Below are 26,819 nucleotides of genomic sequence, written 5' to 3'. Positions count from 1 at the left end.
CACGATGCGGCGTGTGAAGAAAGCGGCTGGGATGGCGCGTGCCGTGAAGGGCGGCGCGATGATCGGGGCGGCCGCCGTGCTGCTGGCGTCGGGCGGCTGCGTGCCGTCGGGCTTCCTGCCGTCGCTGTCGCTGCGCGCGCCGGCCGACGATGCGCTCGCGCAAACGGCCGGCCCCGGCACGAACGGCGCGTGGCCCGCGCCCGACTGGGTCAAGCAGCTGCAGGATCCGCAGCTCGACGCACTGGTGGCGGAGGCATCGCAGAACAACCCCGACCTGCAGGTTGCGCAGGCGCGGCTGCGGGTCGCGCAGGCGCAGCTTCAGCAGTTCGATTCGTTGACGGGACTGACCGGCACGGCCGGCGCGACGATCAGCCGGGCGCGGATGCCGAAGCCGGGCGACAACGTCGCGAACGTGTCGGCTGGCGGCTATCGCGTGCCGGTCGAGATCTTCGGCGATCCGAACACATCGCCGTCGTCGGTGTTCGTCGGGCTGAACTACCAGCTCGATCTGTGGGGCAGGAACCGCGCCGCGACGAAGAGCCTGATGTCGTTGCGCGAAGCGGCGCGCGTCGAGGCCGAGCAGGCGCGGCTCACGCTCGCGGTCGCGATCGTCACCGTGTATTGCCAGCTCGATGAGGCGTATGCGACGCAGGATCTGCTGCAGCAGAAACTGAAGGTCAGCCAGCGCGTGACGACCGTGCTGCGCGAGCGCTCCGCGCGCGGGCTCGACAACGCGTACGACGCGAGCGACGCGTCGATCAAGCGCAGCAAGCTGCTCGCGCAGATCGCGATGAACGACGAACAGATCAAGCTCGCGCAACTGCAGCTCGGCGTGCTGTCGGGCCGCGGCCCCGAGCGCGGGCTCGCGCTGCAGCGGCCGCGCGTCGGCGCGTTCGCGGGCGGTGCCGTCCCGGCGCGGCTGCCGGCCGACCTGCTCGGCCGCCGGCCCGATATCGTCGCCGCGCGGCTGCGCGTCGAGGCCGCGTTCGCGAATGCCGATTCGACGCGCGCGCAGTTCTATCCGGACGTGAACCTCGTCGCGCTCGGCGGCGTGTTCGCGCTGACGCCCGCGTCGCTGTTCTCGCGCGACGCGCTCGCCGGCTCCGTCGGCCCGGCGATCTCGCTGCCGATCTTCGACCGCGGCCGGCTGAAGGCCAGGCTCGGCGCGGACGTCGCGCAGGCCGACGTCGCGATCGGGCTGTACAACAAGACCGTCGACGATGCGCTCGGGCAGGTCGCGCAGCTCGTCACGTCGCTGCAAACGTCTCAGACGCTCGTCGCGCAGCAGCGGGACGCGGTCGCGGCCGCGCAGAAGATCGTGCAGATCGCGGCCGAGCGCCACCGGCGCGGCGTGCTGATGCAGAAGGATGTCGATGTCGCGGACCTCACGCTGATCGACGAGCGCGCGCAGATGATCGCATTGCTCGGCCGGCAGCGGACGCTGCGAGTGGGGCTGATTGGCGCGCTGGGTGGCGGGTTCGATGCGGGCGCAACGGTGGCGCAGGCGCCGGCTGTGCATCAGACGCGCAACGGCGTGGCACGGCGCGGGGCGGCAACTGTCGCGGCGGTTGCGGCTGCCCCTGGGCGGGCGGCGGCGGGTGCGCCGACCGGGACGCGTCCGGCGAGCAGCGCAAGTCCACAGGTCGTCGGTACCCCGAATGCCGGTATCGCGAGGCGTGACGAGACGGCGCGCCCGTCGACGATCGGCGCGACGTCTCGCGCCACCCCCGTTCTTGCACGCACGGCATCGGCGAGTCCGTCGCCGGCCCCGTCGGTCATGCCGGCGTTACCTGTCTTCCAGCACGATCGGCTGATCGTTACTCAAAGCGACTGATGCACCACGACAACCTTCATACGGCCGCGCAGCCGGCCGCCCTCGACGATCCGGCACTCGACGCGCGCCGCGCGACGCGCCGCAAGCGCTTCATGCTGTTCTTCGCGGTGGTGGCGTTCGCCGCGCTGGTCTGGATCGCGTTCTGGCTGTTGCGCGACCGCTATGTCGAGGACACCGACGACGCGTACGTCGCGGGCAGCATCGTGCAGGTCGCGGCCCAGATCCCGGGCGCCGTGACCGACGTGCTGGTCGCCGATACGCAGGCCGTGCGCGCCGGGCAGACGCTCGTGCGGCTCGACGACACCGAAGCGTCCGTCGCGTTCGCGCAGGCGAAGGCGCAACTCGTGCAGGCCGTGCGGCAGGTCGCGAACGCGAAGATCTCGAACACGATGTACGTGGAGGCCGTGAACGCGCGCCAGGCCGACCTGTCGCTCGCGCAGCGCGCGCTTGCCGCGCGGTCGGGCGCATCGGTGGAGATCGTCGCGCCGGAGGAACTGGCACGCGCCCGCGCGGCGGTCGCCGGTGCACAGGCGAACCTCGCGGCCGCGCAGGCGCAGCTCGAAGCGGCGCGCGCGCTCGGCAGCAAGCTGCCGGTCGACGAGAGCCCGGCCGTCGTGCAGGCGGCCGCGCAATTCAAGCTCGCGTACCGGAACCTGAAGCGCACGACGATCGTCGCGCCGGTCGACGGCACGGTCGGCCAACGTGCGGTGCAGGTCGGCCAGCAGGTCGGGCCCGGCGTGCCGCTGATGTCGATCGTGCAGTTGAACCGGCTGTGGATCGAGGCGAATTTCAAGGAAGGGCAGATCCGCCACATGCGTGTCGGCCAGCCGGTCGACGTGGTGTCGGACCTGTACGGGTCGCGCGTCGTCTATCGCGGTCGCGTGCAGGGCTTCTCGGCCGGCACCGGCAGCGCGTTCTCGATGCTGCCGTCGCAGAACGCGGCCGGCAACTGGATCAAGGTCGTGCAGCGCGTGCCGGTCGTGATCGCGATCGATCCCCGCGATCTGGCCGCGCATCCGCTCAAGGTCGGGTTGTCGATGCGCGCGACGGTCGATACGCGCAACCGCGACGGCCATGCACTCGACAGCGAGCCGCCGACGCCCGCCGTCAGCACGCGCATGCACGACGGCGTCGCGAGCGACGCGGCAGCGGCCGCCGCCGCGATCGTCCGCGAGAATCAGGGCGGGTAAGGCGAAACCGATCGGCGTGCCCGACCGGCAGGGCGGGCCCCTCGTGACGATCGACGGGGCCCCCGGCCGCGCGCTCGGATCTGCCGCTTTCCCGCCTGCCGGCCGTCTTCCTGGCTCGACCTTCGGGTTTCCGCCATCGATGTCGGCACCGGTCAAACGCATGTCGCGTTTGAGACATCGGTGCCCCCGCCTCCGGGACTACTCTCGAACAGCACGTTGCGTGTGCGCCGCATCCGCCGGTGTACGGCAGCGCCATCCAAAGAGACATGGAGACAATACGATGAGCAGCAATCGAGGTGTCGTCTATCTTGGGCCGGGCAAGGTCGAAGTGCAGAAGATCGATTATCCGAAGATGGTCGATCCGACCGGCCGCGCGATCGGCCACGGCGTGATCCTGAAGGTAGTGAGCACGAACATCTGCGGTTCCGACCAGCACATGGTCCGCGGCCGCACGACCGCGCCGATCGGCCTCGTGCTCGGTCACGAGATCACGGGCGAGGTGGTCGAGGCGGGCCCCGATGTCGAGACGCTGAAGATCGGTGATCTCGTGTCGGTGCCGTTCAACGTCGCGTGCGGCCGTTGCGCGATGTGCAAGGACACGCATACGGGCGTGTGCCTGAACGTCAACCCGTCGCGCGCAGGCGGTGCATATGGCTACGTCGACATGGGCGGCTGGATCGGCGGCCAGGCCGAATACGTGCTGGTGCCGTACGCCGACTTCAACCTGCTGAAATTCCCGGACCGCGACCAGGCGATGGCGAAGATCCGCGACCTGACCTGCCTGTCCGACATTCTGCCGACCGGTTATCACGGCGCGGTGACCGCGGGCGTGAAGCCCGGTTCGACGGTCTATATCGCGGGCGCGGGCCCGGTCGGGATGGCGGCGGCCGCATCGGCGCGCCTGCTCGGCGCGGCGGTGACGATCGTCGGCGACATGAACCCGGAACGCCTCGCGCATGCGCGGGCGATGGGCTTCGAGACGGTCGACCTGTCGCTGGACGCGTCGCTCGGCGAGCAGATCGAGCAGATCCTCGGCGTGCCGGAGATCGACTGCGCGGTCGACTGCGTGGGCTTCGAGGCGCACGGCCACGGTTCGTCGGGCCATTCCGAGGAAGCGCCCGCGACGGTGCTGAACTCGCTGATGGAAATCACGCGGCCGGCCGGCGCGATCGGCATCCCGGGCCTGTACGTGACGGACGATCCGGGCGCGAAGGACAAGGCCGCGCAGCACGGCAGCCTGAGCATCCGCTTCGGCCTCGGCTGGGCGAAGTCGCACTCGTTCTTCACGGGTCAGACGCCGGTGCTGAAGTACAACCGCAACCTGATGCAGGCGATCCTGTTCGACCGTCTGCCGATCGCGAAGATCGTCAACGTCGAGGTGATCTCGCTCGACCAGGCGCCGGAAGGCTACAAGAAGTTCGACGGCGGCGCGCCGCGCAAATTCGTGATCGATCCGCACGGTTTGCTGGCGGCCTGACGCACGAACGACGGGCATGAAGCGGGCGGCACCGGAGACGGTGCCGCCCGTTTTCGCTGTGGGCGGGCGCCGCCGGCGCCGGCGAACCCCGATCGCCGCGGCCGGCAATTGCTGCGATAATCATCGCCCGTTCCCGACCCTTTACCGCCGTCCGGCGGCGACTCACGGATGGCCAAATCACTCCCCCTCGCCGCGCTGCACACGTTCGTCGAAGTGGCGCGATGCGGCAGCATGAAGCAGGCGGCCGACCTGCTCTGTATTTCGCCGGGCGCGGTCAGCCAGCATGTCCGCAGTCTCGAGGACCGGCTCGCCGTGCGCCTGTTCGAGCGCACCGGCCGAGAGCTCGAACTGACCGGCACGGGCCGCGCGCTGTTCGACCAGCTCGCCGGCGGCTTCAACGAGATCGAAGCGGCCTGGTCGAACGTGCACGGCGTGAACCGGCGCATCGTGCGCCTCGCGGTGACCACCACCGCGTCCTTCGCGAACACGTGGCTCGTTCAGCGCCTCGGCTCGTTCAACGCCGAATACCCTGAAATCGAAATTACCGTCGAGACCCGTGCGCAACTGGTCGACCTGCGGCGCGATTACGTCGACGTCGCGATCCGGCACGGGTTGGGCCGTTATCCGGGGCACGCATCGTTTCGCATCTGGACGCCGGAGCTGTGGCCGGTCTGCAGCCCGCATCTGCTCGACCCGGCCCGCCCGATCGACACGCCGGCCGACTGCCTGTCGTATCCGCTGCTGCAGGACACGGACCGCGCCGATTGGGTGCTGTGGCTGCGCGCACAGGGTATCGAGGACGCGCGTGCGCCGCGCGGCGCGAGCTTCAGCGAGGATGCGCTGCTGATCAAGGCCGCGGTGGCCGGGCAGGGCATCGCGCTCGTGCGCGACATCTACGCACGCGACGAAGTCGCGGCCGGGCGACTGGTGCGCGTGCTCGCGCGGCCGTGGCCGACCGAACTGTCCTATTACGTCGTCTGCAGCGAAGTGCGCCGTGACGAGTGGAAGATCGCGGCGTTTCGCGACTGGCTCGCGCGCGAGATCGGCAGCGACGACGACGGCCCGCGCGACCTATTGGCGTGACCCGCGCACCGCACCGGTCGCGAACCCCTTGAGCTTGCCGGTCGCGAGCGCGGTGCCGAACAGGATGATCGCGCACCCGGCGATCGTCTGCACGGTAATCGTCTCGTGCAGGAAGATCGCGCCCCACACCACGCCGAAGATCGGAATCAGGAAAGTGACCGACGCTGCATATTGCGCGCCGGCGTGGCGGATCAACCCGAAATACAGCAGATACGCGACGGCCGTGCAGATCGCACCGAGCAGGATCACGGCGATCCACGCGGATGCATGCACGGGGCTCTGCGGCCACATCGGCACGGCAAGCGGCGCGAGCACGATCGCCGCGAACAACTGGCTGCCGAACGCCGACACGAACGGCCGGACGCTCGCCAGCTTGCGCTTCGAGTAGTGTGCAGCGAACCCGTACGACAGCGTCGCGAGCATTGCGGCCGCGATTGCGCGCGGCGCGCCGGGCGTGCCGGCGCCGATCGCCGAACCCGCGAGTACGACGACGCCGGCGAAGCCCACCGCCAGGCCGAGCGCCTGTGGTTTCGTCAGCGGTGTATGCAGCCACAGGTACGCGACGAGCGCGGTCCATAGCGGAGTCGTCGCGTTCAGGATCGAATCGGTGCCGGCCGACACGTACAGGGCCGCATAGGTCAGCAGGCAAAACGGCAGCGCCGAGTTGAAGACGCCGACGACGAACAGCGGCACCGCATGCGTGCGGAATTCGTGTCGCGCGTCCGCGCCGCGCAGCACCGGCGACAGCAGCACGGCCGCGATCGTGACGCGCAGCGCGATCAGCGGGATCGCGCCGAATTCCGGCGTGCCCATGCGCATGAACAGAAAGGACGCGCCCCAGATTGCAGCGAGGGTCACGAGTTGCAGTGCATTCATCGGCGGGCTCCGTTCCGTGGGTGGGGGCAGGTCACCCATTGAACGTCATGCGTCCGCCGCGACGCAAACCCGATTTTGTGAGGGGCTGTTTAGAAAATTGAATCGGCGCGCCCGGCGCTCAGTGTCCGCGATAGACCATCGCCAGTTTGGCCTCGGTCGCCACGGCTCGGTGTCCATGGCGCGTATGCTGGCTCACGCGGCGGATCGCATGCGTGTGCCGCGCGGCGGCACCCCCTTTCCAGTCGGCGACGCGCGTACCGCCTCGCGCGCGGGGCGGCTCATGCAGCGGCGGTGCGTGCCGCGCGACCATCGCCGTCGCGCGTCGGGTTGGGGGCCGGCTCGTGTCGGCGGCGACGCGCGGCAGGTCGACGTCGTCCTGCGTGATGTCGGCCTGTTTGGCGCCGGCCTGCGTCGCGTCGGCCGGATGAAACGCATAGACGGGCGCGGGCACGACCGGCAACGTCGGCGCGTCAGCCGGCTGCGGACTGGCCTCGGCCGCCACCGGGCCCGGCGTACTCTGGCCGCGACAGACCGGATTGGCCTTGCACGTCCGGTCGAACGTCACATAGCCGCCGACCAGCAGCACGACGGTCAGGATGCTCAGGATCGGCGCGCTCGATGCGCTCGGGCGCCGGACCGCCGCGCTGCGCACCGCGGCCGCGACGCGCGACGACCACGTCGGAACGGGTGGCGCGTCGTGCGGAGGTGCGGCCTGCGCGGCATGCGCATCGGCGCTCCGGTTGCTCCGTTCGCGCAGCGACGCGAACGGCCAGTCCCCCAGCCCGCAGACGGGGCACTGCTCGACGGCGCGGAACGCCATGAAGCCGCATTGCCGGCAGCGCTGGCTGACGGCATCGCGCGGCTCGGCGCGCAGGTTCAGTGCGCCGCGCAGCGTGTCGCGCGTGCGGACTTTTCGGGTGGGCAGGACTCGCATGGTCGTTGCTACCTCATCTGTCGTTGCCGCCCCGCGAGTGTCCCGATGGTCTGCATCGCGTCCTCGACTGCAGGGGTCCACGGCCGGCCATAGTTCAGCCGGACATAGCGGTGGAAGGCGCCCGTCATGGAAAAGATCGGCCCGGGCGCGAGGCTGACGCCGTTTTCCATCGCCTCGGCGAACAACTGCATCGCATCCACGTGCGGCGGCAATTCGATCCACAGGAAATACCCGCCGCGCGGAACATGCACCGCCGTGTCGGGCGGAAAATACGCGCGAACGGCCGCCAGCATTTGCGCCTGATGCGCGGCCAGGTTGCGCCGGAGCCTGCGCAGGAAGCGGTCGTATGCACCGTTGTGCAGAAAGCTGCAGACGGCCATCTGCGCGGGCACGTCGGCCGCCGGCGCGCTCGCGTTCTTCACCTGCCTGATCTGCTTCACATAGCGTCCGGCCGCGACCCAGCCGACCCGGAAACCGGGGGCGAGGCACTTCGAGAACGACCCGCAATGCAGCACCAGCCCGCTTTCGTCGTACAGCTTCGCGGGCCGCGTGGGCGTCGGGCCGAAGTGCAGTTCGCCGAACACGTCGTCCTCGATCAGCGGCACGCGGTGCGACGCGAGCAGGTCGATCAGCGCGCGCTTGCGCTCGTCGGGCAGCGTCGCGCCGGTCGGGTTGTGGAACGAGGTCATGAACCAACATGCGCGCACCGGATGCGTGTCGAGCGCGTCGGCGAGCGCATCGAGATCGAGGCCGGTGCGCGGATCCACTGGAATTTCGATGGCCTTCAGGTGCAGCCGCTGCACGGCCTGCAGCACCGCGTGGTAGGCCGGACGTTCGATCGCGACGATGTCGCCGGGGCGCGTGAGCGTCTGCAGGCTCAGCGTCAGCGCTTCGGCCGCGCCGGTCGTGATGACGATCTCTTCCATCGGTAATGACGCGCCCGCGTTCAGGTAGCGCAGGGCGATCTGGCGGCGCAGTGCTTCGTGGCCGGGCGGCAGTCCGGCCAGCAGTTTTGCGCGGTCCATGTTGCGGGCCGCCGCCGCCGCATACCGCCACAGGCTGCTCATCGGAAACAGCGAGTAGCTGGCGAACGCGGAACCCAGCGGCACGATGTCGTCGCACTTCAGCGAGTCGAGCAAGCGGAACAGCGCATCGTCGCCGCCGGTTTGCGCCGCGGCCGGTTTGCGCGGGGTGTCGTGACCCTCGCGCACGCGCCTGTCATCGAGGTTCGCAACGAAATATCCGGAACGTGCGCGCGCGGTGATCAGGCCCTCGCTTTCGAGCGTGTAGTACGCGCGAAACACGGTGGAAGGACTTACACGGTAAGCACGGCACGCTGCGCGCACGGTCGGGATGCGCGCGCCGGCTCCGAGGTCGCCACGCCGGATCGCGTCGGCAATCGTCTGCGCGAGCGCCGCATATCGCTTCATGCCTGCCCTCCGGCCGATCGCGGCCGTCGCTGAGAAAAGAGTAGCACGGCATCCGCCGCGTTCAATCCCGCCCCCCAATCGCTGATTCGCCTGTCGCTGATCCGCATGTTTTCGATCGACTCTGATCCTTTTCTTCAGATCAGTGAACGGGCATTCTTAGCAACTTTTATTCCCCGGTTAGCAATTTTTATTCCCCGATGGCCGATCGATACGGAATTCACACTGCCTGACGGCGGATCCGTGACCTCGCGCACCGTGCGCGGGGCCTTGTCTACAACGTCCTCACCTTTATCCGGAAGCAACCAGCGTGAAATCGAAGTTCCTCGCCGCGAGCCTCGTGGCCGGCATCGCCCTCAACCTGTTCGGCGGCGCCGCCGAAGCAGCCTGCATCAGCAATCCCCCGACTCAATCCAACGCGTCGTTTCCCGCCGCACTGACCGGCAAGCTCGTCTATCACAGCTACGTCAATTACGGCGACGGCACGAGCCAGCTGTTCCTGTACGATTTTTCCGCCCATACGCTCACGCAACTGAGCAAGAGCAGCTGGGGCATCACCGATCCGATGAACGGCGTGTTCAGCCCCGACGGCAAGTGGCTCGCGTTCATGGGCATCAGCAACGGCGCCTGGAACGTGTTCATGCTGCAGCTCGGTGCCGGCACGCCGCCGGTCAACCTGACGAACAGCACGGGTGCGACGCGCAACGAGGATCCGAAGTTCAGCGCGGACGGCAAGACGCTCGTGTTCAAGCAGAACGGCGACGTGAAGCAGGGCACGCTGTCGTACACCAGCGCGGGCCCGGTGTTCACGTCGGTCGTGAGCCTGACGAACGCCCCGGCCGGCGCCGAATACTCGATGCCGTTCCTCGCGCCGGACGCGAGCGCCGTCTACTACGCGACGGGCACCGGTTCGAACATGGGGCTGATGAAGCGCACGATCGCGACCGGTACGACCGTCACGTTCGATCATCCGGCCGGTCTGGAGACCTACTACCCGATCGTGCGCGCCGACGGCATGGTGTTCTATGCGCGCTGGAAAGACACGGGCGGCGCCGACCAGATCTATACGAAGACCGCGGACCCGGCATCGACGCCGAACGCGCTGCCGATCAACGACTGTGTGAGCAACAACTCGGACCCGGCGCCGGTGAGCGGCACGAACTACGTGTTCTTCTCGTCGACGACGGCGGGCGGCTACCAGCTTTACGTGGGCGACGTGACCACCGGCCAGCGCTGGAGCCTGTCGCAGTTCGGCGTGAACGCGGACACGACCAAGGCGAAGCTCGGCTCGAGCTACTACGGCGGCCCGGCCGCCGCGCAGCCGTCGCTGCTGTCGCAAGGGCGTCCGGCCGCGGCCTCGGCGAGCTACAACGCGTCGCTGACGCCGGACAAGGCGTTCGACGGCAACACGACCAGCACGCGCTGGGATTCACCGGAAGGCGCGGGCGTCGATCCGCAATGGATCTCCGTCGATCTCGGCGCGATCAAGAAGATCAGCAGCGTCGATCTCTACTGGGACGCGGGCGCGCTCGTCTACCAGATCCAGACGTCGAACGACAATGCGAACTGGACGACGGTCTACTCGACGAACAACGGCGTGTCGTACGGTCACGTCACGCTGCCGAACCTGAACGCGCAGGGGCGTTACGTGCGGATGCTCGGCACGAAGCGCGCGACGCAGTGGGGGTATTCGCTCGACGAGATGCAGGTGTGGGGGGCGTGAGCGGGAGCCGGAAGCGGTCTTCAAGGTCTGCGACGTGATGTCGGCTCCACGGCTGAGGTGGATCGCACGTAGCAGATTTCTGTATCTCGATGCTTCGGGAAATCGCTGAGTGTGCATGCTTCGATCGGGGGCGGCGAGCCGACCGGACGAGGGAGGATGCAGGCGAGGGCGCGGGAAAAGCGGACAGACGACGGCCCGCTCCGCGCGGGCCGTCAAATGCACCGTGTAACGTCAGTGCATCCTAGGTATCGGGTTCAGGTTCGGGCAACAGTGATCGGGGCATCCAGGACTAACGTTCACCTCGACGCGTCGCCCTGATTGCCCGAATTCGTCCGGTTTGAAAATATGCCCCATGAAATCGCTTTTTTCGCCACGGATCGAAAATTGACCAAGCGCCGCCATCACGTTTTTCGCCCGGCTCGTTGCAAGTTGCTGAGCGTCCCGCTCTTCTTTTTCGGCCAGCCCGACGAGCCATACCGTATCGATGATCGGAAAGGGCTCGCGGAGCTCGCCAGACCAGGCCGATAACCTCGATAGTTCAGCCGAAGAAATCGTGCTCGAATCGGTATCAAAAACAATGTCGATGTAGTGGGCGGGCATGTTCGACGGCCCATCACACGCGAACGCCGTATGTGCGCAGCACAACGCGAGCGTGGCGGCGGTCAGGAATTTAGTCACCATCTACGACGTACCCCGCAATGCTGTCGGCGTTGTTGATCGCCAGGGCAGGATGCGATCGCCCCCATTCAGGAAGGAAGCGCGTGATTGTATATTGATCGTCTGTAGATGACATCGTGTCATGGAAGTGGGTTGCTTCGTGGATGATAGTGGATACGTGCGAATCAGCATTCGCAGTCCACGGGCGCATCGTGCAGAATCGCGCGCTGATGGCGATCGTATGAGTTGTCGTGTCCGGTGCGCATACGTGCGCCGCTTCCCCATCGGTACCGACCGGGTTAGGTGTGCATCCGGTCGCCAAATCGGCCGCTGCCGCTACGGACCACGTTATTTTCATTGAACGAGCGAACCACCTTTACGACTTTTGTCAGTCCTGTCAGCAGGTGCATTCGCGTTGCCTCGTCATCGCGACCGAACCATTTGAATACGCGGTCTTTTTCATATCGCGACCACCATTGCAAAGAGACTATTCGGGCGTCCAACTTCTCGACGGCTTTGGCCTGCGCCTTGGCGAACAGGGCCCGGAATTCGGACAGAGCACGGCGTCCCCTTCCAGGGCAACGCATCGCCCATGGTGCATCATGCGCAGCGCACCACCCACTATCGGGAATGCCCCTTCGCAATTTCCACATGTCGCCTTGTCGCCATCCACGGCTACCTGTTTGCCGTGATTGAACATCGTGGACGTAACCGCGATGACGACGCCGCCCGTTGTCGTCCGGTCGCCATTCCTGACTGCTCGTCGGCTCATGGTCGTTTCCTCAATTGAAATTGGTGAAGACCCAATCGGCCGACTCGGGGTCATAGATCGCGTATTGATCGATCGCCGCGCCTTCGACGGTGACGGTCGGCGGCATATGTGCGAATGCTTCGGCCTTTGCATCAAGGGGAGAAAGGTAGGTGCAAATGAACGGATCGTTCGTGCAGATCATTTGCATGTTGCTGCTATACATCGGATCGGCTGCGTCGGGCGTACAGGCCTGCGTGGGCTGTAGCTGCTTCACCATCGCGTAAGGCTGGATCGAAGAGGGAAGAAAATACGGACAATCGGCCTGTTCTTCTTCTGTCATGAGCTCGGATATCTCTTATGGATGGACGAGCTATGAACGGTCGCCTGTAACGATAGGATTGTCTATCGGACGAGTATGATTTTTAGTTCGGATTGCGACAGAATTCGATATGTCGTGACGTAGGCAATAGTGAGGTGGCAGATGATTGCTCAATCATGGACTGCGCTGCACGCTGTTCACGAGGCGAGCCGACGCCAAGCCCACGGTGGATGCATGATGGGATTGGCGCCTATCGCTGCGCCGGGCGAAAGCGTAGGAGATCGCGTGAGTGACGCGGAATTTCTGCTTTTGGAGGTTGCCAGGAGTGCATCAGGCAGCGGGAAATCGGCTGCTACAGCCGTCATTCCGTCAGGAGAAATGGCGCGAAAGCATCGCGTCGAGAGGTCAAAACCTCGGCGTAGCGATCGCCGCCACGCTCTAGCAACGGCTCGGCATCAGTTTTCAAGACTTACATATTCTTTGCCGCGCCGCGCGCGTCACGCATGAATCACGTGGGCCGGAAACGCCGACCCGGTAGCCGCCGCCCCCTGCGCGAGCGGCGCGACCTGCTTGCGGCGTTCGCGCGTCGGCGCGACGCCGAATGCGTCGCGATAGCTCTTGCTGAAGTGGCACGCCGACTGGAAGCCGCACGCCATCGTGATGTGCATGATCGACATGTCGGTCTGCAGCAGCAGCTCGCGCGCGCGGCGCAGCCGCAGCGTCAGGTAATAGTGCGTGGGCGTCATCCCGAGATGCTCGCGGAACAGGCGCTGCAGCTGGCGCTGCGACATGTTCGCGAGCCGCGCGAGCTCCTCGCGCGACAGCGGCTCCTCGATGTTGTTCTCCATCAGGGAGATCACTTCGAACAGCGACTTGTTCGCCGAGCCGAGCCGCGCGACGAGCGGCATCCGCTGTTGCGCGCTCGTGTCGCGCACGTGCTCGACGATGAACTGCTCGGCGATCTGCGTGACGCGCGCGGTGCCCACGCGCGCGGCGATCAGGTTCAGCATCATGTCGAGCGGCGCGACGCCGCCCGTGCACGTGATGCGGTCGCGATCGATCACGAACAGTTCCTTCAGGAAGCGCGTGTCCGGAAACTCTTCCTTCAGCGCCGACATGTTTTCCCAGTGGATCGCGCACGCATAGCCCGCGAGCAGCCCCGACTTCGCGAGGGCATAGGTGCCCGTGCACAGGCTGCCGAGCGGTAGCCCCATGCGCGCGAAGCGGCGCAGCGTCGACAGATGGTCGGGCGTCGTCGCGCGCTGCACGTCGACGCCGCCGCACACGAATACGATGTCCGGCTGCCCCACGCATTCGGCCGGTCCCGTGTCGACCGTGAGACCGTTGCTCGCCGTGACCGGGCCGCCGTCCGGGCTGATGATCGACCAGCGGTAGAGCGGCTGGCCGCTCAGGTAGTTCGCCATCCGAAGCACCTCGATCGCATTCGTGAACGCGATCATCGTGAAGTTCGGTAAGGGCATGAACGCGAAGTGGGACAGCGACGCTGTGCGGTCGGGCGACATGGGGAGCGTTCCTTGAATCTCTAATAGCTTTTGGCCCGAGAGGCACGGATCGGGCTGCCGTATTGTGTGAGCGAGCGCAACAAGCGTGCCATACGGCTAAACCCTAGCCCCACGCGTCGTATGGGCGTCGGGCGGATGCTGCACTGCACCGTAAGCGGGCCGCGCTGCACCCCGGACGCGCGCCGCAGCACCGGCGAAGTGCCTGTCTATCAGTGAACCGTATACGCCGGTTTGCCGGGTCATTAAAAAAGCACGACCGTCCACTTGTACAAAACGGACGCGCATGGCGGAAAAGGCAAAGAACGCGTCTAAATTCATCAATCCGCCGAAAATCCGAACGACAAGAATAGAGCCGTCGGCAGCCTTGCACTGGATGCGCTGGAAACCCAGGTACGGCGGGCCTCGAGCTTCGGTTTCACGCCCTTTATTCTTCGTCACGGACGCACTATGTCGAACACCCAGCCTTTCTTCTCGCAGCCCCTTGCCGAGCGCGACGCGCCGGTGCGCAGCGCCATCCTGAAGGAACTCGAGCGCCAGCAGTCGCAGGTCGAGCTGATCGCGTCGGAAAACATCGTGTCGCGCGCCGTGCTGGAGGCCCAGGGTTCGGTGCTGACCAACAAGTATGCGGAAGGCTATCCTGGCAAGCGCTACTACGGCGGCTGCGAATTCGCGGACGAGGTCGAGGCGCTGGCGATCGAGCGCGTGAAGCAGATCTTCAACGCCGGCTATGCGAACGTGCAGCCGCACTCGGGCGCGCAGGCGAACGGTTCGGTGATGCTCGCGCTGGCGAAGCCGGGCGACACGGTGCTCGGCATGTCGCTGGACGCCGGCGGCCACCTGACGCACGGCGCGAAGCCGGCGCTGTCGGGCAAGTGGTTCAACGCGGTGCAGTACGGCGTGAACCGCGACACGATGCGGATCGACTACGACCAGGTCGAGGAACTCGCGCAGCAGCACAAGCCGAGCCTGATCATCGCCGGCTTCTCGGCCTACCCGCGCGCACTGGACTTCGCACGCTTCCGTGCGATCGCCGACAGCGTCGGCGCGAAGCTGATGGTCGACATGGCGCACATCGCGGGCGTGATCGCCGCCGGCCGCCATGCGAATCCGGTCGAGCACGCGCACGTCGTCACGTCGACCACGCACAAGACGCTGCGCGGCCCGCGCGGCGGCTTCGTGCTGACCAACGACGAAGAGATCGCGAAGAAGATCAACTCGGCCGTGTTCCCCGGCCTGCAGGGCGGCCCGCTGATGCACGTGATCGCCGGCAAGGCCGTCGCGTTCGGCGAAGTGCTGCATGCGGACTTCAAGACCTACATCGACAACGTGCTCGCGAACGCGCAGGCGCTCGGCGAGGTGCTGAAGGCGGGCGGCGTGGACCTCGTCACCGGCGGCACCGACAACCACCTGCTGCTGGTCGACCTGCGCCCGAAGGGCCTGAAGGGTGCGCCGGTCGAACAGGCGCTGGAGCGCGCCGGCATCACCTGCAACAAGAACGGCATTCCGTTCGACACCGAGAAGCCGACCGTCACGTCGGGCATCCGCCTCGGCACGCCGGCGGGCACGACGCGCGGCTTCGGCGTCGCGGAGTTCCGCGAGATCGGCCGCCTGATTCTCGAAGTGTTCGACGCGCTGCGCGCGAACCCGGAAGGCGACCACGCAACCGAACAGCGCGTGCGCCGCGAGATTTTCGCGCTTTGCGAGCGCTTCCCGATTTATTGATCGACGACCCCACGAAAAGCAAAGAGCGAGAGGCAGATATGAGCACGCTGCATCAGGACAGCATCATCATCGACGGACTGAACATCTCGAAGTTCGAGAAGCCGGTGTTCGAGGACATGCGCAAGGGCGGCATCACGGCCGCGAACTGTACGGTATCGGTGTGGGAGAACTTCACCAAGACCGTCGACAACATCGGCGTGATGAAGCAGAAGATCCGCGAGAACGGCGAGCTGCTGACGCTGGTGCGCACGACGGACGATATCTTCCGCGCGAAGAAGGAAGGCAAGACGGGGATCATCCTCGGCTTCCAGAACGCGCATGCGTTCGAGGACAACCTCGGCTACATCGAGGCGTTCGCCGACATGGGCGTGCGCGTCGTGCAGCTTTGCTACAACACGCAGAACCTGGTCGGCACCGGCTGCTACGAGCGTGACGGCGGCCTGTCGGACTTCGGCCGCGAAGTGATCACCGAGATGAACCGCGTCGGCATCATGGTCGACCTGTCGCATGTGGGCGGCAACACGTCGTCGGAAGCGATCGCGTTCTCGAAGAAGCCGGTGTGCTACTCGCACTGCCTGCCGTCGGGCCTGAAGGAACATCCGCGCAACAAGAGCGACGCGCAGCTGAAGGAAATCGCCGATGCAGGCGGCTTCGTCGGCGTGACGATGTTCGCGCCGTTCCTGAAGCGCGGGATCGAGGCGAACATCGACGACTACATCGAGGCGATCGACTACGTCGTGAACCTGATCGGCGAGGACGCGGTCGGTATCGGCACGGACTTCACGCAGGATTTCGCGAAGGAATTCTTCGACATGCTGACGCATGACAAGGGCCGCTATCGCCAGCTGACGAACTTCGGCAAGGTGATCAACCCGGACGGCATCCGCACGATCGGCGAATTCCCGAACCTGACCGCGGCGATGGAGCGTCACGGCTGGAAGGAGTCGCGCATCCGCAAGATCATGGGCGAGAACTGGGTGCGCGTGTTCAAGGACGTGTGGGGCGCGTAAGCGCCCGCCGAGCCGAACCGCTACCCGCGATTCAACACTAGAAAAAATCGGGACGTGCCCACGCAAGCCGCGCGGGCACGCGGACGATGTCGTGCCAGCGCCCGAACCGCGCGGCCAATTTTCCTCACGGAGTCACCACGATGCAACCGCAACTGCCGATCAACGTCGATCCCGATACCGGCGTCTGGACCACCGACGCGCTGCCGATGCTGTACGTGCCGCGCCACTTCTTCACGAACAACCACGTCGCCGTCGAGGAAGCGCTCGGCGTCGAAGCGTACGCCGAGATCCTCTACAAGGCCGGCTACAAGTCCGCATACCACTGGTGCGACAAGGAAGCGAAGCTGCACGGGCTGACCGGCATGGCCGTGTTCGAGCACTACCTGAAGCGCCTGTCGCAACGCGGCTGGGGCCTGTTCTCGATCATCGAGGCCGATCCGGCCAGCGCGCGCGCGAAGATCGAGCTGCGCCACTCGTCGTTCGTGCTCCAGCAGCCGGGCAAGGAAGGCAAGCTCTGCTACATGTTCGCGGGCTGGTTCGCCGGCGCGATGGACTGGGTCAACGACACGACGCCGGAAGGCAAGGGCGCGCCGCGCGCGCACTCGAAGGAAGTGCAGTGTGCGGCCGAGCACCACGACCACTGCGTCTTCGAAGTGTCGCCGATCGCGCACTGATGCGCTGACCTGACGACACAGCAACACAAAACACCCGCAACACGAGACATTCGAACGCCAGAGGTCGCCTGCGATGCGTTATCCCCACCTGTTCAAACCCATGCAGCTGAACCAGCTGACGCTGCGCAACCGGATCGTCAGCACCGCGCACGCCGAGGTGTATGCCGAGCCGGGCGGCCTGCCGGGCGACCGCTACATCCGCTATTACGAAGAGAAGGCAAAGGGTGGCGTCGGCCTCGCGATCTGCGGCGGCTCGAGCCCCGTGTCGATCGACAGCCCGCAGGGCTGGTGGAAGTCGGTGAACCTGTCGAACGACAAGATCATCGACCCGCTCACGCGTCTTGCCGACACGATGCACAAGCACGGCGCGAAGATCATGATCCAGGCGACGCACATGGGCCGCCGCTCGTCGTTCCACGGCGAGCACTGGCCGCACCTGATGTCGCCGTCGGGCGTGCGCGAGCCGGTGCACCGCGGTAACGCGAAGATCATCGAGATCGAGGAAATCCGCCGCATCATCGGCGACTTCGCGGCCGCCGCGAAGCGCGTGAAGGCGGCCGGCATGGACGGCATCGAAATCTCCGCCGCGCACCAGCACCTGATCGACCAGTTCTGGAGCAAGCGTTCGAACCATCGCACCGACGAATGGGGCGGCAGCCTCGAGAACCGCCTGCGCTTCGGCATCGAGGTGCTGACGGCCGTGCGTGAAGCGGTGGGCAAGGACTTCTGCGTCGGCCTGCGGATGTGCGGCGACGAATTCCACGAGGACGGCCTCGATCACGAAGCGCTGAAGGAAATCGCGCAGGCGATGTCGGAGACGGGGCTGATCGACTACCTGAGCGTGGTCGGGTCGGGCGGCGACACGCACAACACGATCGCCAACTGCATGCCGCCGATGGCGCTGCCGCCGGAGCCGTTCGTACACCTCGCGGCCGGCATCAAGTCGGTGGTGAAGATCCCCGTGATGCACGCGCAGAGCATCCGCGACGCGGGGCAGGCCGAGCGCCTGCTCGCGAACGGCATGATCGACCTGGTCGGCATGACGCGCGCGCAGATCGCCGATCCGCACATGGTGATCAAGATTCGTGACGGCCGCGAAGACGAAATCAAGCAGTGCGTCGGCGCGAACTACTGCATCGACCGCCAGTACAACGGCCTCGATGTGCTCTGTATCCAGAACGCCGCGACGTCGCGCGAAGCGACGATGCCGCACATCATCGAGAAGTCGCGCGGCCCGAAGCGCAAGGTCGTGGTGGTCGGCGCGGGCCCCGCGGGGCTCGAGGCCGCGCGTGTCGCGAAGCTGCGCGGCCACGACGTGGTGCTGTTCGAGAAGAACACCGAAGTGGGCGGCCAGGTGATGATCGCCGCGAAGGCGCCGCAGCGCGAACAGATGTCGGGAATCATCCGCTGGTTCGACATGGAAACCAAGCGCCTCGGCGTCGACCGCCGCCTGGGCGTCGCCGCCGACGAGAAGATGATCATGGCCGAGAAGCCGGACATCGTCGTGCTCGCCACGGGCGGGTCGAGCTTCACGTGGCAGGTGCCGGCCTGGGGCGTGGCCGAAGGCCTCGCGGTCAGCTCGTGGGACATCCTGACCGGCAAGGTCGAGCCGAAGCAGAACGTGCTGCTGTTCGACGGCGTGAGCACCCATGCGGGTGCGGGCGTCGCCGACTTCATGGCGAGCCGCGGCTCGAAGGTCGAGGTCGTGACGCCGGACGTGAAGGTGGCCGACGATTGCGGCGGCACGACGTTCCCGATCTTCTATCGCCGCCTGTATGCGCTCGGCGTGATCCCGACGCCCAACACCATGCTCGACCGCGTATATGAAGAAGACGGCAAGAAGATCGCCGTGCTGCGCAACGAATACACCGAGGAACTGGAAGAGCGCGCGGTCGACCAGGTGGTGATCGAGAACGGTTCGTCGCCGAACGACGAACTGTACTGGAAGCTCAAGCCGGAGTCGGTGAACCGCGGCCAGATCGATCCGCACACGCTGTTCGCGGCCGAGCCGCAGCCGTGCCTGTCGGAGGAACTGGGCAACGGCCGCTTCCTGCTGTTCCGTGTCGGCGACTGCATCTCGATGCACAACGTCCACGGTGCGATCTACGACTCGCTGCGTCTCGTCAAGGATTTCTAAAGATGAATCCGGCCTTCCTCATTACCGCACTGCTGTGGCTGTCGGTGGCGGGGCTCGCGTTCGCGGTCGCGAAGCGCTCGTCCTACTGGCGTCTCGGGCGCGCGACGGCGCCCGGCTCGTTCGGCGTCGCGAACCTGTTCGCGATCCCGAAGCGCTACTTCGTCGACCTGCACCACGTGGTCGCCCGCGATCCGTACATCGCGAAGACCCACGTCGCGACCGCCGGCGGCGCGATCGCCGCGCTCGCGCTGGTGTTCGTCAACTACGGCCTCGCGATCTACTCGCCGTGGCTCGACAAGCTGATCTTCCTCGCGGCGCTCGCGATGCTCGTCGGCGTGGTGTTCGTCTGGCGCCGCCGCGCGGCCAAGGACGTGCCGGCCCGCCTGTCGCGCGGCCCGTGGAATGCGCTGCCCTGGCTGCTCGGCTCGTTCGCGCTCGGCCTGGTGCTGTTCATGATCGTGCCGACCGCTGCGATGTCGGGTGCATTCGCGGTGCTCTGCGCGCTGCTGATCGGCGCCGGCGCATTCACGATGACCGTCGGCGCCGCGAAGGGCGGCCCGATGAAGCATGCGATCGCCGGCCTGCTGCACCTCGCGTTCCACCCGCGTCAGGAGCGGTTCGCGGCCACCCGCGATGCGTTCACGGGTAACGGCACGGCCACGCCGCCGACCGCGCTGAAGCTGCCGGACATCGAGCACGAGGAGTATGGCGTCGCGAAGCCGGTCGAGTTCCGCTGGAACCAGCTGCTGAGCTTCGACGCGTGCGTGCAGTGCGGCAAGTGCGAAGCCGCGTGCCCCGCGTTCGCATCGGGCCAGCCGCTGAACCCGAAGAAACTGATCCAGGATCTCGTCGTCGGGATGGCGGGCGGCACCGATGCCGCCTATGCCGGCAGCCCGACGCCGGGCCTCGCGGTCGGCCAGCATCGCGGCGAGCCGAACGGCCCGATCGTGTCCGGCCTGATCGAGGAGCAGACGCTGTGGTCGTGCACCACCTGCCGCGCGTGCGTGCAGGAGTGCCCGATGCTGATCGAGCATGTCGACGCGATCGTCGACATGCGCCGCAACCGCACGCTGGTGCACGGCACGGTGCCGGGCAAGGGCCAGGAAGTGCTCGCGAACCTGCGCGAGACCGGCACGATGGGCGGCTACGACACGGCTGCGCGCTACGACTGGTCGGTCGACCTGAACGCCCCCGTCGCGCATCCGGCCAAGCCGGTCGACGTGCTGTTCGTCGCGGGTGAAGGCGCGTTCGACATGCGCTACCAGCGCACGCTGCGCGCGTTCGTGAAGGTGCTGAACAAGGCGGGCGTCGACTATGCGGTGCTCGGCGGAACCGAAACCGACACCGGCGACGTCGCACGCCGCCTCGGCGACGAAGCGACGTTCCAGCAGATGGCGAAGCGCCTGATCGGCACGCTCGGCTCGCTGTCGTACAAGCAGATCGTGACGGCCGACCCGCACGTGATGCACAGCCTGCGCAACGAATACCGCGCGCTCGGGCTGCGCGTGACGGTCAAGCACCACACGACCTACCTGGCGGAACTGGCCGACAGCGGCAAGATCGCGCCGAAGGCTGTCGAGGCGCTGCGCGAGAAGCGCACCACGTATCACGATCCGTGCTACCTCGGCCGCTACAACGGCGAGACGGAATCGCCCCGCAAGCTGCTGAAGACGATCGGTATCCAGGTCGTCGAGATGGAGCGCAACGGCATGCGCGGCCGCTGCTGCGGCGGTGGCGGCGGCGCGCCGCTGACCGATATCCCGGGCAAGCAGCGTATTCCCGACATTCGCATCGAAGACGCGCGCGCGATCGGCGCGGACGTGGTCGCGGTCGGTTGCCCGAACTGCACGGCGATGCTCGAAGGCGTCGTGGGCCCGCGCCCCGACGTGCTCGACGTGGCCGAACTCGTTGCCGCCTCGCTGGAGTGAATCGATGAACACGATCAAACGAATCGATCCGCGCCGGCCGTTCATCATCACGGCCGCGGGCCTGAAGCGCATCACGCTCGGCGAGGAAGGCAGCGCCGATGCAAGCGCCGCGCAGTGGTCCGCGCACGGTCATGGCGCCGCGGCCGCGAAGCCGCGCCGCGCGGTGCAGGACCCGAAGCACGTGATGCTGGTGGTGGCGCATACCGAGCGCGGCGCGCTCGATGACCATTCGCGCCAGGCGATTGCCGCCGCCGCGGTGCTGGCCGACGCGCAGACGGAAGTCGCGCTGCTGGCATTCGGCGAACTGAAGGATGACGCCGCCGAACTCGGCGTCGACAAGCTGATCGAGCTGGCCGACTTCGAGCGTCGCGCCTTCTCGCCCGAAAGCGAACTGCAAGCCTTGCAGGCATGCGCCGCGGCGCTCGCGCCGAAGCACGTGTTCGTGCCCGACAACGCGACCGGCGACGGCGATCTCGGCCGGCGTTACGCGGCGGCCGCCGGCGCGAGCGTCGCGACCCACGTGGTCGAGATCGACGCGAAGCATGTCGGCGCGTATGCGCAGGCCGGCCGCGCGTTCGCGACGCGCGGCTTGCCCGACGTGATCCTGCTCGCGCAGAACGCGGTCGAGGCAAAACTGCCGTTCGTCGGTGCGGGCGAGCGCCTGGCCGCCGACTTCATCCGCCCGGCCGGCGACGCGGCGCAGCCGTACCGCGATCTCGGCCTCGACGAAATCGATGCGGCGCAAGTCGCGCTGGAGGAAGCCGATTTCATCGTGTCGGCCGGCAACGGCGTGTCCGACATCGGCGCGTTCGAACGGCTGGCCGGCGCATTCGGCGCGGCGATCGGCGCGAGCCGCGTCGCGGTCGACAACGGTCACTTCACGCGCGACAAGCAGGTGGGCGCCACCGGCAAGACGGTCGAGGCCAGCGTGTACATCGCGTTCGGCATCTCGGGCGCGGTGCAGCACCTGCAGGGGATCAAGGACTGCCGCCACGTGATCGCGGTGAACCTCGACGGCAGCGCGCCGATCGCGAAGCGCGCGAACCTGACGGTGGTGGGTGACGCGCAGGCGACGATCGCCGCGCTGATCGAACAGGTGCAGGCCGCGCGCGCGTCGCGCGGACAATCGTCGACCGCGGTCGGCTCGCGTGAAACCGAAGGAGTCGCAGCATGAACGCCCCCCGCCAGTTGCAACGCATCGCGGTGCTCGTGTCCGTGGGCCGGCACCCGGTCAGCGGCACCGCGCGCTACAGCCGCAACGACGCGGCCGCGCTCGAGGTCGGCCGCCAGCTCGCGGAGCGGCATCGCGCGCAGCTCGACGTGATCCATGCGGGCGACCCCGCGAATGAAGCGCTTGCTGAATACCTCGCGCTCGGCGCACGGCAGGTCGAGGTGCTGGCCTGCCACGACGGCGACGATGCCGCACAGGCGCTCGCCGCGCGCATCGAAGGCTACGACCTCGTGCTGACCGGCACCCGCGCCGAAGGTGCGTACGACACCGGCATGCTGCCGTATCGCGTCGCCGCGGCGCTCGGCTATCCGCTCGTCGGCTCGGCCGTCGACGTGACGGTCGACGGCGGCCGCGCGGCGGTCCGGCAATTCTTGCCGAAAGGGTTGCGGCGGCGCGTCGACGCGGCGCTGCCGGCCGTCGTCGCGGTCCATCCGCTCGCCAACGTGGCGCCGCGCTACGCGTACGCGCGGCTGCGTGCCGGTGCGATCCGCCCGGCGCTCACGTCGACCGGCGCGGACGCCGATGCAGCCGCCTGGAAGATCGGCCCGATCGAGCGTAAACCCGTAAAGCTGGTCGCTGCCGAGAAGCGCTCCGGGCATGCCCGGATGCTGTCCGCGACGACGACCGAAAGCCGCGGCGGCAACGTCGTAAATGAAGGGAGTTCAGTCGAAAAAGCACAAGTGATCCTCGCGTATTTGCGCGAGCATCAGCTCATCGACTACTGATTTTGATGCCTGTCGGCAACCACACTGGGACGCAAGGAATCCGGAGCAAACGATGAAAGTATCGGCAGACATTCGCGCACTGATCGAGCGACGCAAGGAAGGTTACAGCCTCGAGGCGCCGTTCTACACGAGCGAGGACATCTTCGCCCTCGACATGGAGGCGATTTTCCGCCAGCACTGGATCCAGGTCGCGGTCGAACCGGACATTCCCGAGCCGGGCGACTACGTGACCGTGGAACTGGGCAGCGACTCGATCCTGATCGTGCGCGACGACGACATGGAAATTCGCGCGTTCCACAACGTGTGCCGCCACCGCGGCGCGCGCCTGTGCAACGAGGATAAAGGCTCGGTGGGCAACATCGTGTGCCCGTACCACAGCTGGACCTACAACCTGACCGGCCAGCTGATGTTCGCCGAGCACATGGGCGAGCAGTTCGACCGCTGCAAGCACAGCCTGAAGTCGGTGCACGTGCAGAACCTCGCGGGCCTGATCTTCGTCTGCCTCGCCGAGGAGCCGCCGGTCGATTTCGCGCAGCTGCGCGCCGAGATGGAGCCGTACCTGCTGCCGCACGATCTGCCGAACGCGAAGATCGCCGCGCAGGTCGACATCATCGAGGAAGGCAACTGGAAGCTCACGATGGAGAACAACCGCGAGTGCTATCACTGCGTCGCGAACCATCCTGAGCTGACGATCTCGCTGTACGAATACGGCTTCGGCTACCAGCGCTCCGACGCGAACGCCGAAGGCATGGATGCATTCGCGGAAACCTGCGTGCGCCGCGGCAAGGAGTGGGCCGAAATGGGCCTGCCGTCCGCCGAGATCGAGAAGCTGAGCGACGTGACGGGCTTCCGCACGCAGCGCCTGCCGCTCGACCGCCACGGCGAATCGCAGACGCTCGACGCGAAGGTCGCATCGAAGAAGCTGCTCGGCCAGTTCGAGCAGGCCGACCTCGGCGGCCTGTCGTTCTGGACGCAGCCGAACTCGTGGCACCACTTCATGAGCGATCACATCGTGACGTTCTCGGTGATTCCGCTGTCGGCCGGCAAGACGCTCGTGCGTACGAAGTGGCTCGTGCACAAGGACGCGAAGGAAGGCATCGACTACGACGTGAAGAACCTCACGGCCGTGTGGAACGCGACCAACGACCAGGATCGCGCGCTCGTCGAGTTCTCGCAGCGCGGCGCGACCAGCAGCGCGTACGAGCCGGGTCCGTACTCGCCGTACACGGAAGGTCTCGTCGAAAAGTTCTCGGCCTGGTACATCGGCCGGCTCGCCGAACAAATCGGCGCGTAAGTCGTCAGCAGATAGCAAGCGGAGTTAATGATGAAACAACCCCCACGCTCACTTTGTTCGCTGCCCCCCGAGGGGGCGGTCAACCTCCTTGGGGCGGCCCGGCGGAGGTTGGCATGATGCGAGATGCGGCCCATTTCGAGCCGGCGGACAGCCGGGTTACGCACCCGGCGTTCTGGAGCGCGCTGCCGGAGCGCTGGACGAGCGACGTCGAGGAAACGCTGGTGTGCTGCCACGTTCGGCAGGAAACCCACGACGTGAAGAGCTTCTTCTTCCGTTCGCCGCAAGGCCGTGCGTTCTCGTTCGAGCCCGGGCAGTTCATCACGCTCGAACTCGACATCGAAGGCGAGACGATCAACCGGTGCTACACGATCTCGTCGTCGCCGGCGCGGCCGCACACGATCTCGATCACGGTGAAGCGCGTGCCGGGCGGCAAGGTGTCGAACTGGCTGCACGACAACCTGCAGCCGGGCGCGTCGGTTCGCGTGCTCGGCCCGGCCGGCGAGTTCACGTGCGCGCGGCATCCGGCGCGCAAGTACCTGTTCCTGTCGGCCGGTTCGGGTGTCACGCCGCTGATGTCGATGAGCCGCGCGCACCATGATCTCGCCGAGGATCGCGACATCCTGTTCGTGCACAGCGCACGCACGCCGGACGACATCATCTTCGCGCGCGAGCTCGACCTGATCGCGTCGAACCATACGAACTTCCGCACGTCGTTCGTCGTCGAGCGCGTCGGTGCGCGCACCAACTGGCCGGGTGTCACGGGCTTCCTGACGCTGCCGCTGCTGAAGCTGATCGCACCGGACTTCATGGAACGCGAAATCTTCACGTGCGGCCCCGCGCCATACATGAAGGCCGTGCGCGACCTGCTCGACGAAGCCGGTTTCGACCGCAAGCAGTATCACGAGGAAAGCTTCTCGTTCGAAACGCTCGCGCAGACCGCGAGCGACGACGTGCTCGCCGAACTCGTGCCGGCGGCCAACGACGGTGGCGTCGAGACGAAGCAGTACACGGTCAGCTTCGCCAAGAGCAACCGCGAGATCACGTGCGGTTCCGAGCAGCACGTGCTCGACGCGGCGCGCCAGTCGGGCGTGCGGCTGCCGGCGTCGTGCACGCAGGGCATGTGCGGCACCTGCAAGGTGAAGCTCGTGTCGGGGCAGGTGGAGATGAAGCACAACGGCGGTATCCGCCAGCGCGAGATCGATCAGGGGATGGTGCTGCTGTGCTGCAGCAAGCCGCTGTCGGATCTCGTGATCGACAAGTAGTCGAAAGCAGTCGAAACCAGCCATCGGCTGTTCGGGCGCGTCGCGCCCGGACAAGCATCCGTCGGAAAACAACGATACCGCGGATTTGTGGTTGAAGAACCTAGAGAGGCAACGCGCACGGTGCGCATATCAAGGAGATCGACCATGAAGCTGTTCGGAAAACTGATTTGGACCGGCGCACTGTCGGCAATGGTGGCGCTGAGCGCGTCGGCGCTTGCGGATACGAAGCCGACGCTGAAGATCGGCTACGTCGAAGGCTGGGACGACAGCGTCGCGACGTCGAACGTCGCGGCCCGCGTGATCGAGAAGAAACTCGGCTACCAGGTCCAGCTCGTACCGGTGGCTGCCGGGATCATGTGGCAGGGCGTGGCGCGCGGCGACCTCGACGCGACGTTGTCCGCGTGGCTGCCCGTCACGCACGGCTCCTACTGGAGCGAATACAAGACGAAGGTCGTCGATCTCGGCGCGAACTTTCCCGACGCGAAGATCGGCCTGATCGTTCCCGACTACGTGAAGGCGAAGAGCATCGAGGATCTGAACGCCGAGAAAAGCAGCTTCGGCGGCCGGATCGTCGGCATCGACGCGGGCGCGGGCGTGATGCGCAAGACCGACGAAGCGATCAAGAACTACGGCCTCAGCTACACGCTGATGCCGAGTTCGGGCAGCGCGATGACGGCCGAGTTGTCGCGCTCCGTCGGCGCGAACAAGCCGGTGATCGTGACCGGCTGGGCGCCGCACTGGATGTTCGCGAAGTGGAAGCTGCGCTTCCTCGAGGATCCGAAGAAGGTGTTCGGCGGCGCGGAGCACGTCGACAGCGTCGTGAACCCGCAGCTCGAAACGAAGGCCAAGCCGGTCGTCGCGTTCCTGAAGAAATTCCAGTGGAAACCGGGCGAGATCGACAGCGTGATGCTCGCGATCCAGAACGGCTCGAAGCCGGAAGCGGCTGCGGATGCATGGATTGCCGCGCATGCGGACCGCGTGAATTCGTGGACTGAAGGCGTGCAGTAACACTGCGGCGATTCGCCGCGATAAATAGATGAAG

The 26,819-nt window shown here is 66.5% G+C and carries 24 protein-coding genes; 15 read left to right on the top strand and 9 right to left on the bottom strand.

The annotated features are described in order from the left end of the window. The first annotated feature begins 4 nt into the window (after nt 1-4). The 4 genes from DIE06_RS20805 to DIE06_RS20785 all read left to right on the top strand — a co-directional run bounded on the left by DIE06_RS20805 (nt 5) and on the right by DIE06_RS20785 (nt 5,584). On the top strand, nt 5-1,834 hold the full coding sequence (locus DIE06_RS20805) for an efflux transporter outer membrane subunit (protein WP_124662958.1): 1,830 nt from the start codon (nt 5-7) through the stop codon (nt 1,832-1,834). Continuing rightward, a complete protein-coding gene (locus DIE06_RS20800) occupies nt 1,834-3,024 on the top strand; it encodes an efflux RND transporter periplasmic adaptor subunit (protein WP_124662957.1) in 1,191 nt (396 codons plus the stop codon). The genes DIE06_RS20805 and DIE06_RS20800 overlap by 1 nt, the downstream gene beginning before the upstream one ends. 280 nt (nt 3,025-3,304) lie before the next feature. Beyond that, nucleotides 3,305-4,501 carry a formaldehyde dehydrogenase, glutathione-independent gene (gene fdhA / locus DIE06_RS20790; RefSeq protein ID WP_124662955.1) on the top strand — a complete coding sequence of 399 codons (1,197 nt, stop codon included), beginning with the start codon at nt 3,305-3,307 and terminating at the stop codon, nt 4,499-4,501. Nucleotides 4,502-4,669: 168 nt separating this feature from the next. Next, on the top strand, nt 4,670-5,584 hold the full coding sequence (locus DIE06_RS20785) for a LysR substrate-binding domain-containing protein (RefSeq protein WP_124662954.1): 915 nt from the start codon (nt 4,670-4,672) through the stop codon (nt 5,582-5,584). On the opposite strand, the gene DIE06_RS20780 is transcribed toward DIE06_RS20785, so the two are convergent. The 3 genes from DIE06_RS20780 to DIE06_RS20770 form a co-directional block, all read right to left on the bottom strand. Beyond that, nucleotides 5,573-6,460: a DMT family transporter gene (locus tag DIE06_RS20780; RefSeq protein ID WP_124662953.1), complete on the bottom strand. Its 888-nt coding sequence runs from the start codon at nt 6,458-6,460 to the stop codon at nt 5,573-5,575. The genes DIE06_RS20785 and DIE06_RS20780 overlap by 12 nt on opposite strands. A gap of 118 nt (nt 6,461-6,578) precedes the next feature. After that, entirely contained in the window at nt 6,579-7,394 is an 816-nt protein-coding gene (locus DIE06_RS38360; RefSeq protein ID WP_185733435.1) for an ATP-dependent serine protease, read from the bottom strand. A gap of 8 nt (nt 7,395-7,402) precedes the next feature. Beyond that, nucleotides 7,403-8,824 carry a PLP-dependent aminotransferase family protein gene (locus DIE06_RS20770; protein WP_124662951.1) on the bottom strand — a complete coding sequence of 474 codons (1,422 nt, stop codon included), beginning with the start codon at nt 8,822-8,824 and terminating at the stop codon, nt 7,403-7,405. Between the two features lie 307 nt (nt 8,825-9,131). Between DIE06_RS20770 and DIE06_RS20765 the strand changes: the two genes are divergently transcribed. Continuing rightward, complete coding sequence (locus DIE06_RS20765; RefSeq protein ID WP_124662950.1) at nt 9,132-10,544, top strand: discoidin domain-containing protein; 1,413 nt, start codon at nt 9,132-9,134, stop codon at nt 10,542-10,544. 231 nt (nt 10,545-10,775) lie between these two features. On the opposite strand, the gene DIE06_RS20760 is transcribed toward DIE06_RS20765, so the two are convergent. The 6 genes from DIE06_RS20760 to DIE06_RS38355 all read right to left on the bottom strand — a co-directional run bounded on the left by DIE06_RS20760 (nt 10,776) and on the right by DIE06_RS38355 (nt 14,232). Then, a complete protein-coding gene (locus DIE06_RS20760) occupies nt 10,776-11,225 on the bottom strand; it encodes a hypothetical protein (protein ID WP_124662949.1) in 450 nt (149 codons plus the stop codon). Then, nucleotides 11,215-11,559, bottom strand: a complete 345-nt coding sequence (locus DIE06_RS39565) for a M35 family metallo-endopeptidase (protein WP_409364508.1) — start codon at nt 11,557-11,559, stop codon at nt 11,215-11,217. Before DIE06_RS39565 ends, DIE06_RS20760 begins: the two co-directional genes overlap by 11 nt. Before the next feature lie 129 nt (nt 11,560-11,688). After that, on the bottom strand, nt 11,689-11,901 hold the full coding sequence (locus DIE06_RS20750; protein WP_260433668.1) for a PAAR domain-containing protein: 213 nt from the start codon (nt 11,899-11,901) through the stop codon (nt 11,689-11,691). 82 nt (nt 11,902-11,983) lie between these two features. Beyond that, a complete protein-coding gene (locus tag DIE06_RS20745; protein WP_124662948.1) occupies nt 11,984-12,292 on the bottom strand; it encodes a hypothetical protein in 309 nt (102 codons plus the stop codon). 476 nt (nt 12,293-12,768) lie between these two features. After that, on the bottom strand, nt 12,769-13,794 hold the full coding sequence (locus DIE06_RS20740; RefSeq protein WP_124662947.1) for a GlxA family transcriptional regulator: 1,026 nt from the start codon (nt 13,792-13,794) through the stop codon (nt 12,769-12,771). 96 nt (nt 13,795-13,890) lie between these two features. Beyond that, nucleotides 13,891-14,232 (bottom strand): hypothetical protein, encoded by a 342-nt coding sequence (locus DIE06_RS38355; protein WP_185733434.1) that lies wholly within the window; start codon nt 14,230-14,232, stop codon nt 13,891-13,893. Between the two features lie 9 nt (nt 14,233-14,241). Between DIE06_RS38355 and DIE06_RS20730 the strand changes: the two genes are divergently transcribed. The 10 genes from DIE06_RS20730 to DIE06_RS20685 all read left to right on the top strand — a co-directional run bounded on the left by DIE06_RS20730 (nt 14,242) and on the right by DIE06_RS20685 (nt 26,785). Continuing rightward, nucleotides 14,242-15,516: a serine hydroxymethyltransferase gene (locus DIE06_RS20730; RefSeq protein WP_124662946.1), complete on the top strand. Its 1,275-nt coding sequence runs from the start codon at nt 14,242-14,244 to the stop codon at nt 15,514-15,516. A gap of 38 nt (nt 15,517-15,554) precedes the next feature. After that, entirely contained in the window at nt 15,555-16,526 is a 972-nt protein-coding gene (locus DIE06_RS20725) for a dipeptidase (protein WP_044844362.1), read from the top strand. Nucleotides 16,527-16,666: 140 nt separating this feature from the next. Next, entirely contained in the window at nt 16,667-17,200 is a 534-nt protein-coding gene (locus DIE06_RS20720) for a DUF5943 domain-containing protein (RefSeq protein WP_059451758.1), read from the top strand. Nucleotides 17,201-17,273: 73 nt separating this feature from the next. After that, nucleotides 17,274-19,337, top strand: coding sequence for an NADH:flavin oxidoreductase (locus DIE06_RS20715; protein ID WP_124495125.1), 2,064 nt, complete (start codon nt 17,274-17,276; stop codon nt 19,335-19,337). 2 nt (nt 19,338-19,339) lie between these two features. After that, nucleotides 19,340-21,265: a (Fe-S)-binding protein gene (locus DIE06_RS20710; protein ID WP_124662945.1), complete on the top strand. Its 1,926-nt coding sequence runs from the start codon at nt 19,340-19,342 to the stop codon at nt 21,263-21,265. Nucleotides 21,266-21,269: 4 nt separating this feature from the next. Further along, nucleotides 21,270-22,439 (top strand): electron transfer flavoprotein subunit alpha/FixB family protein, encoded by a 1,170-nt coding sequence (locus tag DIE06_RS20705; RefSeq protein WP_124662944.1) that lies wholly within the window; start codon nt 21,270-21,272, stop codon nt 22,437-22,439. After that, nucleotides 22,436-23,221, top strand: a complete 786-nt coding sequence (locus tag DIE06_RS20700) for an electron transfer flavoprotein subunit beta/FixA family protein (RefSeq protein WP_124662943.1) — start codon at nt 22,436-22,438, stop codon at nt 23,219-23,221. Before DIE06_RS20705 ends, DIE06_RS20700 begins: the two co-directional genes overlap by 4 nt. Before the next feature lie 52 nt (nt 23,222-23,273). Next, nucleotides 23,274-24,515: an aromatic ring-hydroxylating dioxygenase subunit alpha gene (locus DIE06_RS20695; RefSeq protein WP_124662942.1), complete on the top strand. Its 1,242-nt coding sequence runs from the start codon at nt 23,274-23,276 to the stop codon at nt 24,513-24,515. A 113-nt stretch (nt 24,516-24,628) separates the two neighbouring features. Further along, nucleotides 24,629-25,777: a hybrid-cluster NAD(P)-dependent oxidoreductase gene (locus DIE06_RS20690; protein WP_124662941.1), complete on the top strand. Its 1,149-nt coding sequence runs from the start codon at nt 24,629-24,631 to the stop codon at nt 25,775-25,777. Nucleotides 25,778-25,921: 144 nt separating this feature from the next. Further along, nucleotides 25,922-26,785, top strand: coding sequence for a glycine betaine ABC transporter substrate-binding protein (locus tag DIE06_RS20685; RefSeq protein ID WP_124662940.1), 864 nt, complete (start codon nt 25,922-25,924; stop codon nt 26,783-26,785). The last annotated feature ends 34 nt before the right edge of the window (nt 26,786-26,819 follow it).

Origin of the sequence: Burkholderia sp. Bp8998 (assembly GCF_003854235.1) — a bacterium.
Classification (GTDB): Bacteria; Pseudomonadota; Gammaproteobacteria; order Burkholderiales; family Burkholderiaceae; genus Burkholderia.
Note: the sequence above shows the minus strand (reverse complement) of the source record. Positions and strands in the feature narration are given on the sequence as shown.

Excerpts from the sequence above, each read along its gene's own strand:
- DIE06_RS20740 (WP_124662947.1), bottom strand. The coding sequence starts at position 13,794 with ATGTCGCCCGACCGCACAGCGTCGCTGTCCCACTTCGCGTTCATGCCC.
- DIE06_RS20780 (WP_124662953.1), bottom strand. The coding sequence starts at position 6,460 with ATGAATGCACTGCAACTCGTGACCCTCGCTGCAATCTGGGGCGCGTCC.
- DIE06_RS20760 (WP_124662949.1), bottom strand. The coding sequence starts at position 11,225 with ATGGTGACTAAATTCCTGACCGCCGCCACGCTCGCGTTGTGCTGCGCA.
- DIE06_RS20785 (WP_124662954.1), top strand. The coding sequence starts at position 4,670 with ATGGCCAAATCACTCCCCCTCGCCGCGCTGCACACGTTCGTCGAAGTG.
- fdhA (WP_124662955.1), top strand. The coding sequence starts at position 3,305 with ATGAGCAGCAATCGAGGTGTCGTCTATCTTGGGCCGGGCAAGGTCGAA.
- DIE06_RS20770 (WP_124662951.1), bottom strand. The coding sequence starts at position 8,824 with ATGAAGCGATATGCGGCGCTCGCGCAGACGATTGCCGACGCGATCCGG.
- DIE06_RS20730 (WP_124662946.1), top strand. The coding sequence starts at position 14,242 with ATGTCGAACACCCAGCCTTTCTTCTCGCAGCCCCTTGCCGAGCGCGAC.
- DIE06_RS20695 (WP_124662942.1), top strand. The coding sequence starts at position 23,274 with ATGAAAGTATCGGCAGACATTCGCGCACTGATCGAGCGACGCAAGGAA.
- DIE06_RS38360 (WP_185733435.1), bottom strand. The coding sequence starts at position 7,394 with ATGCGAGTCCTGCCCACCCGAAAAGTCCGCACGCGCGACACGCTGCGC.
- DIE06_RS39565 (WP_409364508.1), bottom strand. The coding sequence starts at position 11,559 with ATGAAAATAACGTGGTCCGTAGCGGCAGCGGCCGATTTGGCGACCGGA.
- DIE06_RS20700 (WP_124662943.1), top strand. The coding sequence starts at position 22,436 with ATGAACGCCCCCCGCCAGTTGCAACGCATCGCGGTGCTCGTGTCCGTG.
- DIE06_RS20725 (WP_044844362.1), top strand. The coding sequence starts at position 15,555 with ATGAGCACGCTGCATCAGGACAGCATCATCATCGACGGACTGAACATC.
- DIE06_RS20750 (WP_260433668.1), bottom strand. The coding sequence starts at position 11,901 with ATGTTCAATCACGGCAAACAGGTAGCCGTGGATGGCGACAAGGCGACA.
- DIE06_RS20690 (WP_124662941.1), top strand. The coding sequence starts at position 24,629 with ATGATGCGAGATGCGGCCCATTTCGAGCCGGCGGACAGCCGGGTTACG.
- DIE06_RS20745 (WP_124662948.1), bottom strand. The coding sequence starts at position 12,292 with ATGACAGAAGAAGAACAGGCCGATTGTCCGTATTTTCTTCCCTCTTCG.
- DIE06_RS20805 (WP_124662958.1), top strand. The coding sequence starts at position 5 with ATGCGGCGTGTGAAGAAAGCGGCTGGGATGGCGCGTGCCGTGAAGGGC.
- DIE06_RS20705 (WP_124662944.1), top strand. The coding sequence starts at position 21,270 with ATGAACACGATCAAACGAATCGATCCGCGCCGGCCGTTCATCATCACG.
- DIE06_RS20720 (WP_059451758.1), top strand. The coding sequence starts at position 16,667 with ATGCAACCGCAACTGCCGATCAACGTCGATCCCGATACCGGCGTCTGG.
- DIE06_RS20710 (WP_124662945.1), top strand. The coding sequence starts at position 19,340 with ATGAATCCGGCCTTCCTCATTACCGCACTGCTGTGGCTGTCGGTGGCG.
- DIE06_RS20715 (WP_124495125.1), top strand. The coding sequence starts at position 17,274 with ATGCGTTATCCCCACCTGTTCAAACCCATGCAGCTGAACCAGCTGACG.
- DIE06_RS20685 (WP_124662940.1), top strand. The coding sequence starts at position 25,922 with ATGAAGCTGTTCGGAAAACTGATTTGGACCGGCGCACTGTCGGCAATG.
- DIE06_RS20800 (WP_124662957.1), top strand. The coding sequence starts at position 1,834 with ATGCACCACGACAACCTTCATACGGCCGCGCAGCCGGCCGCCCTCGAC.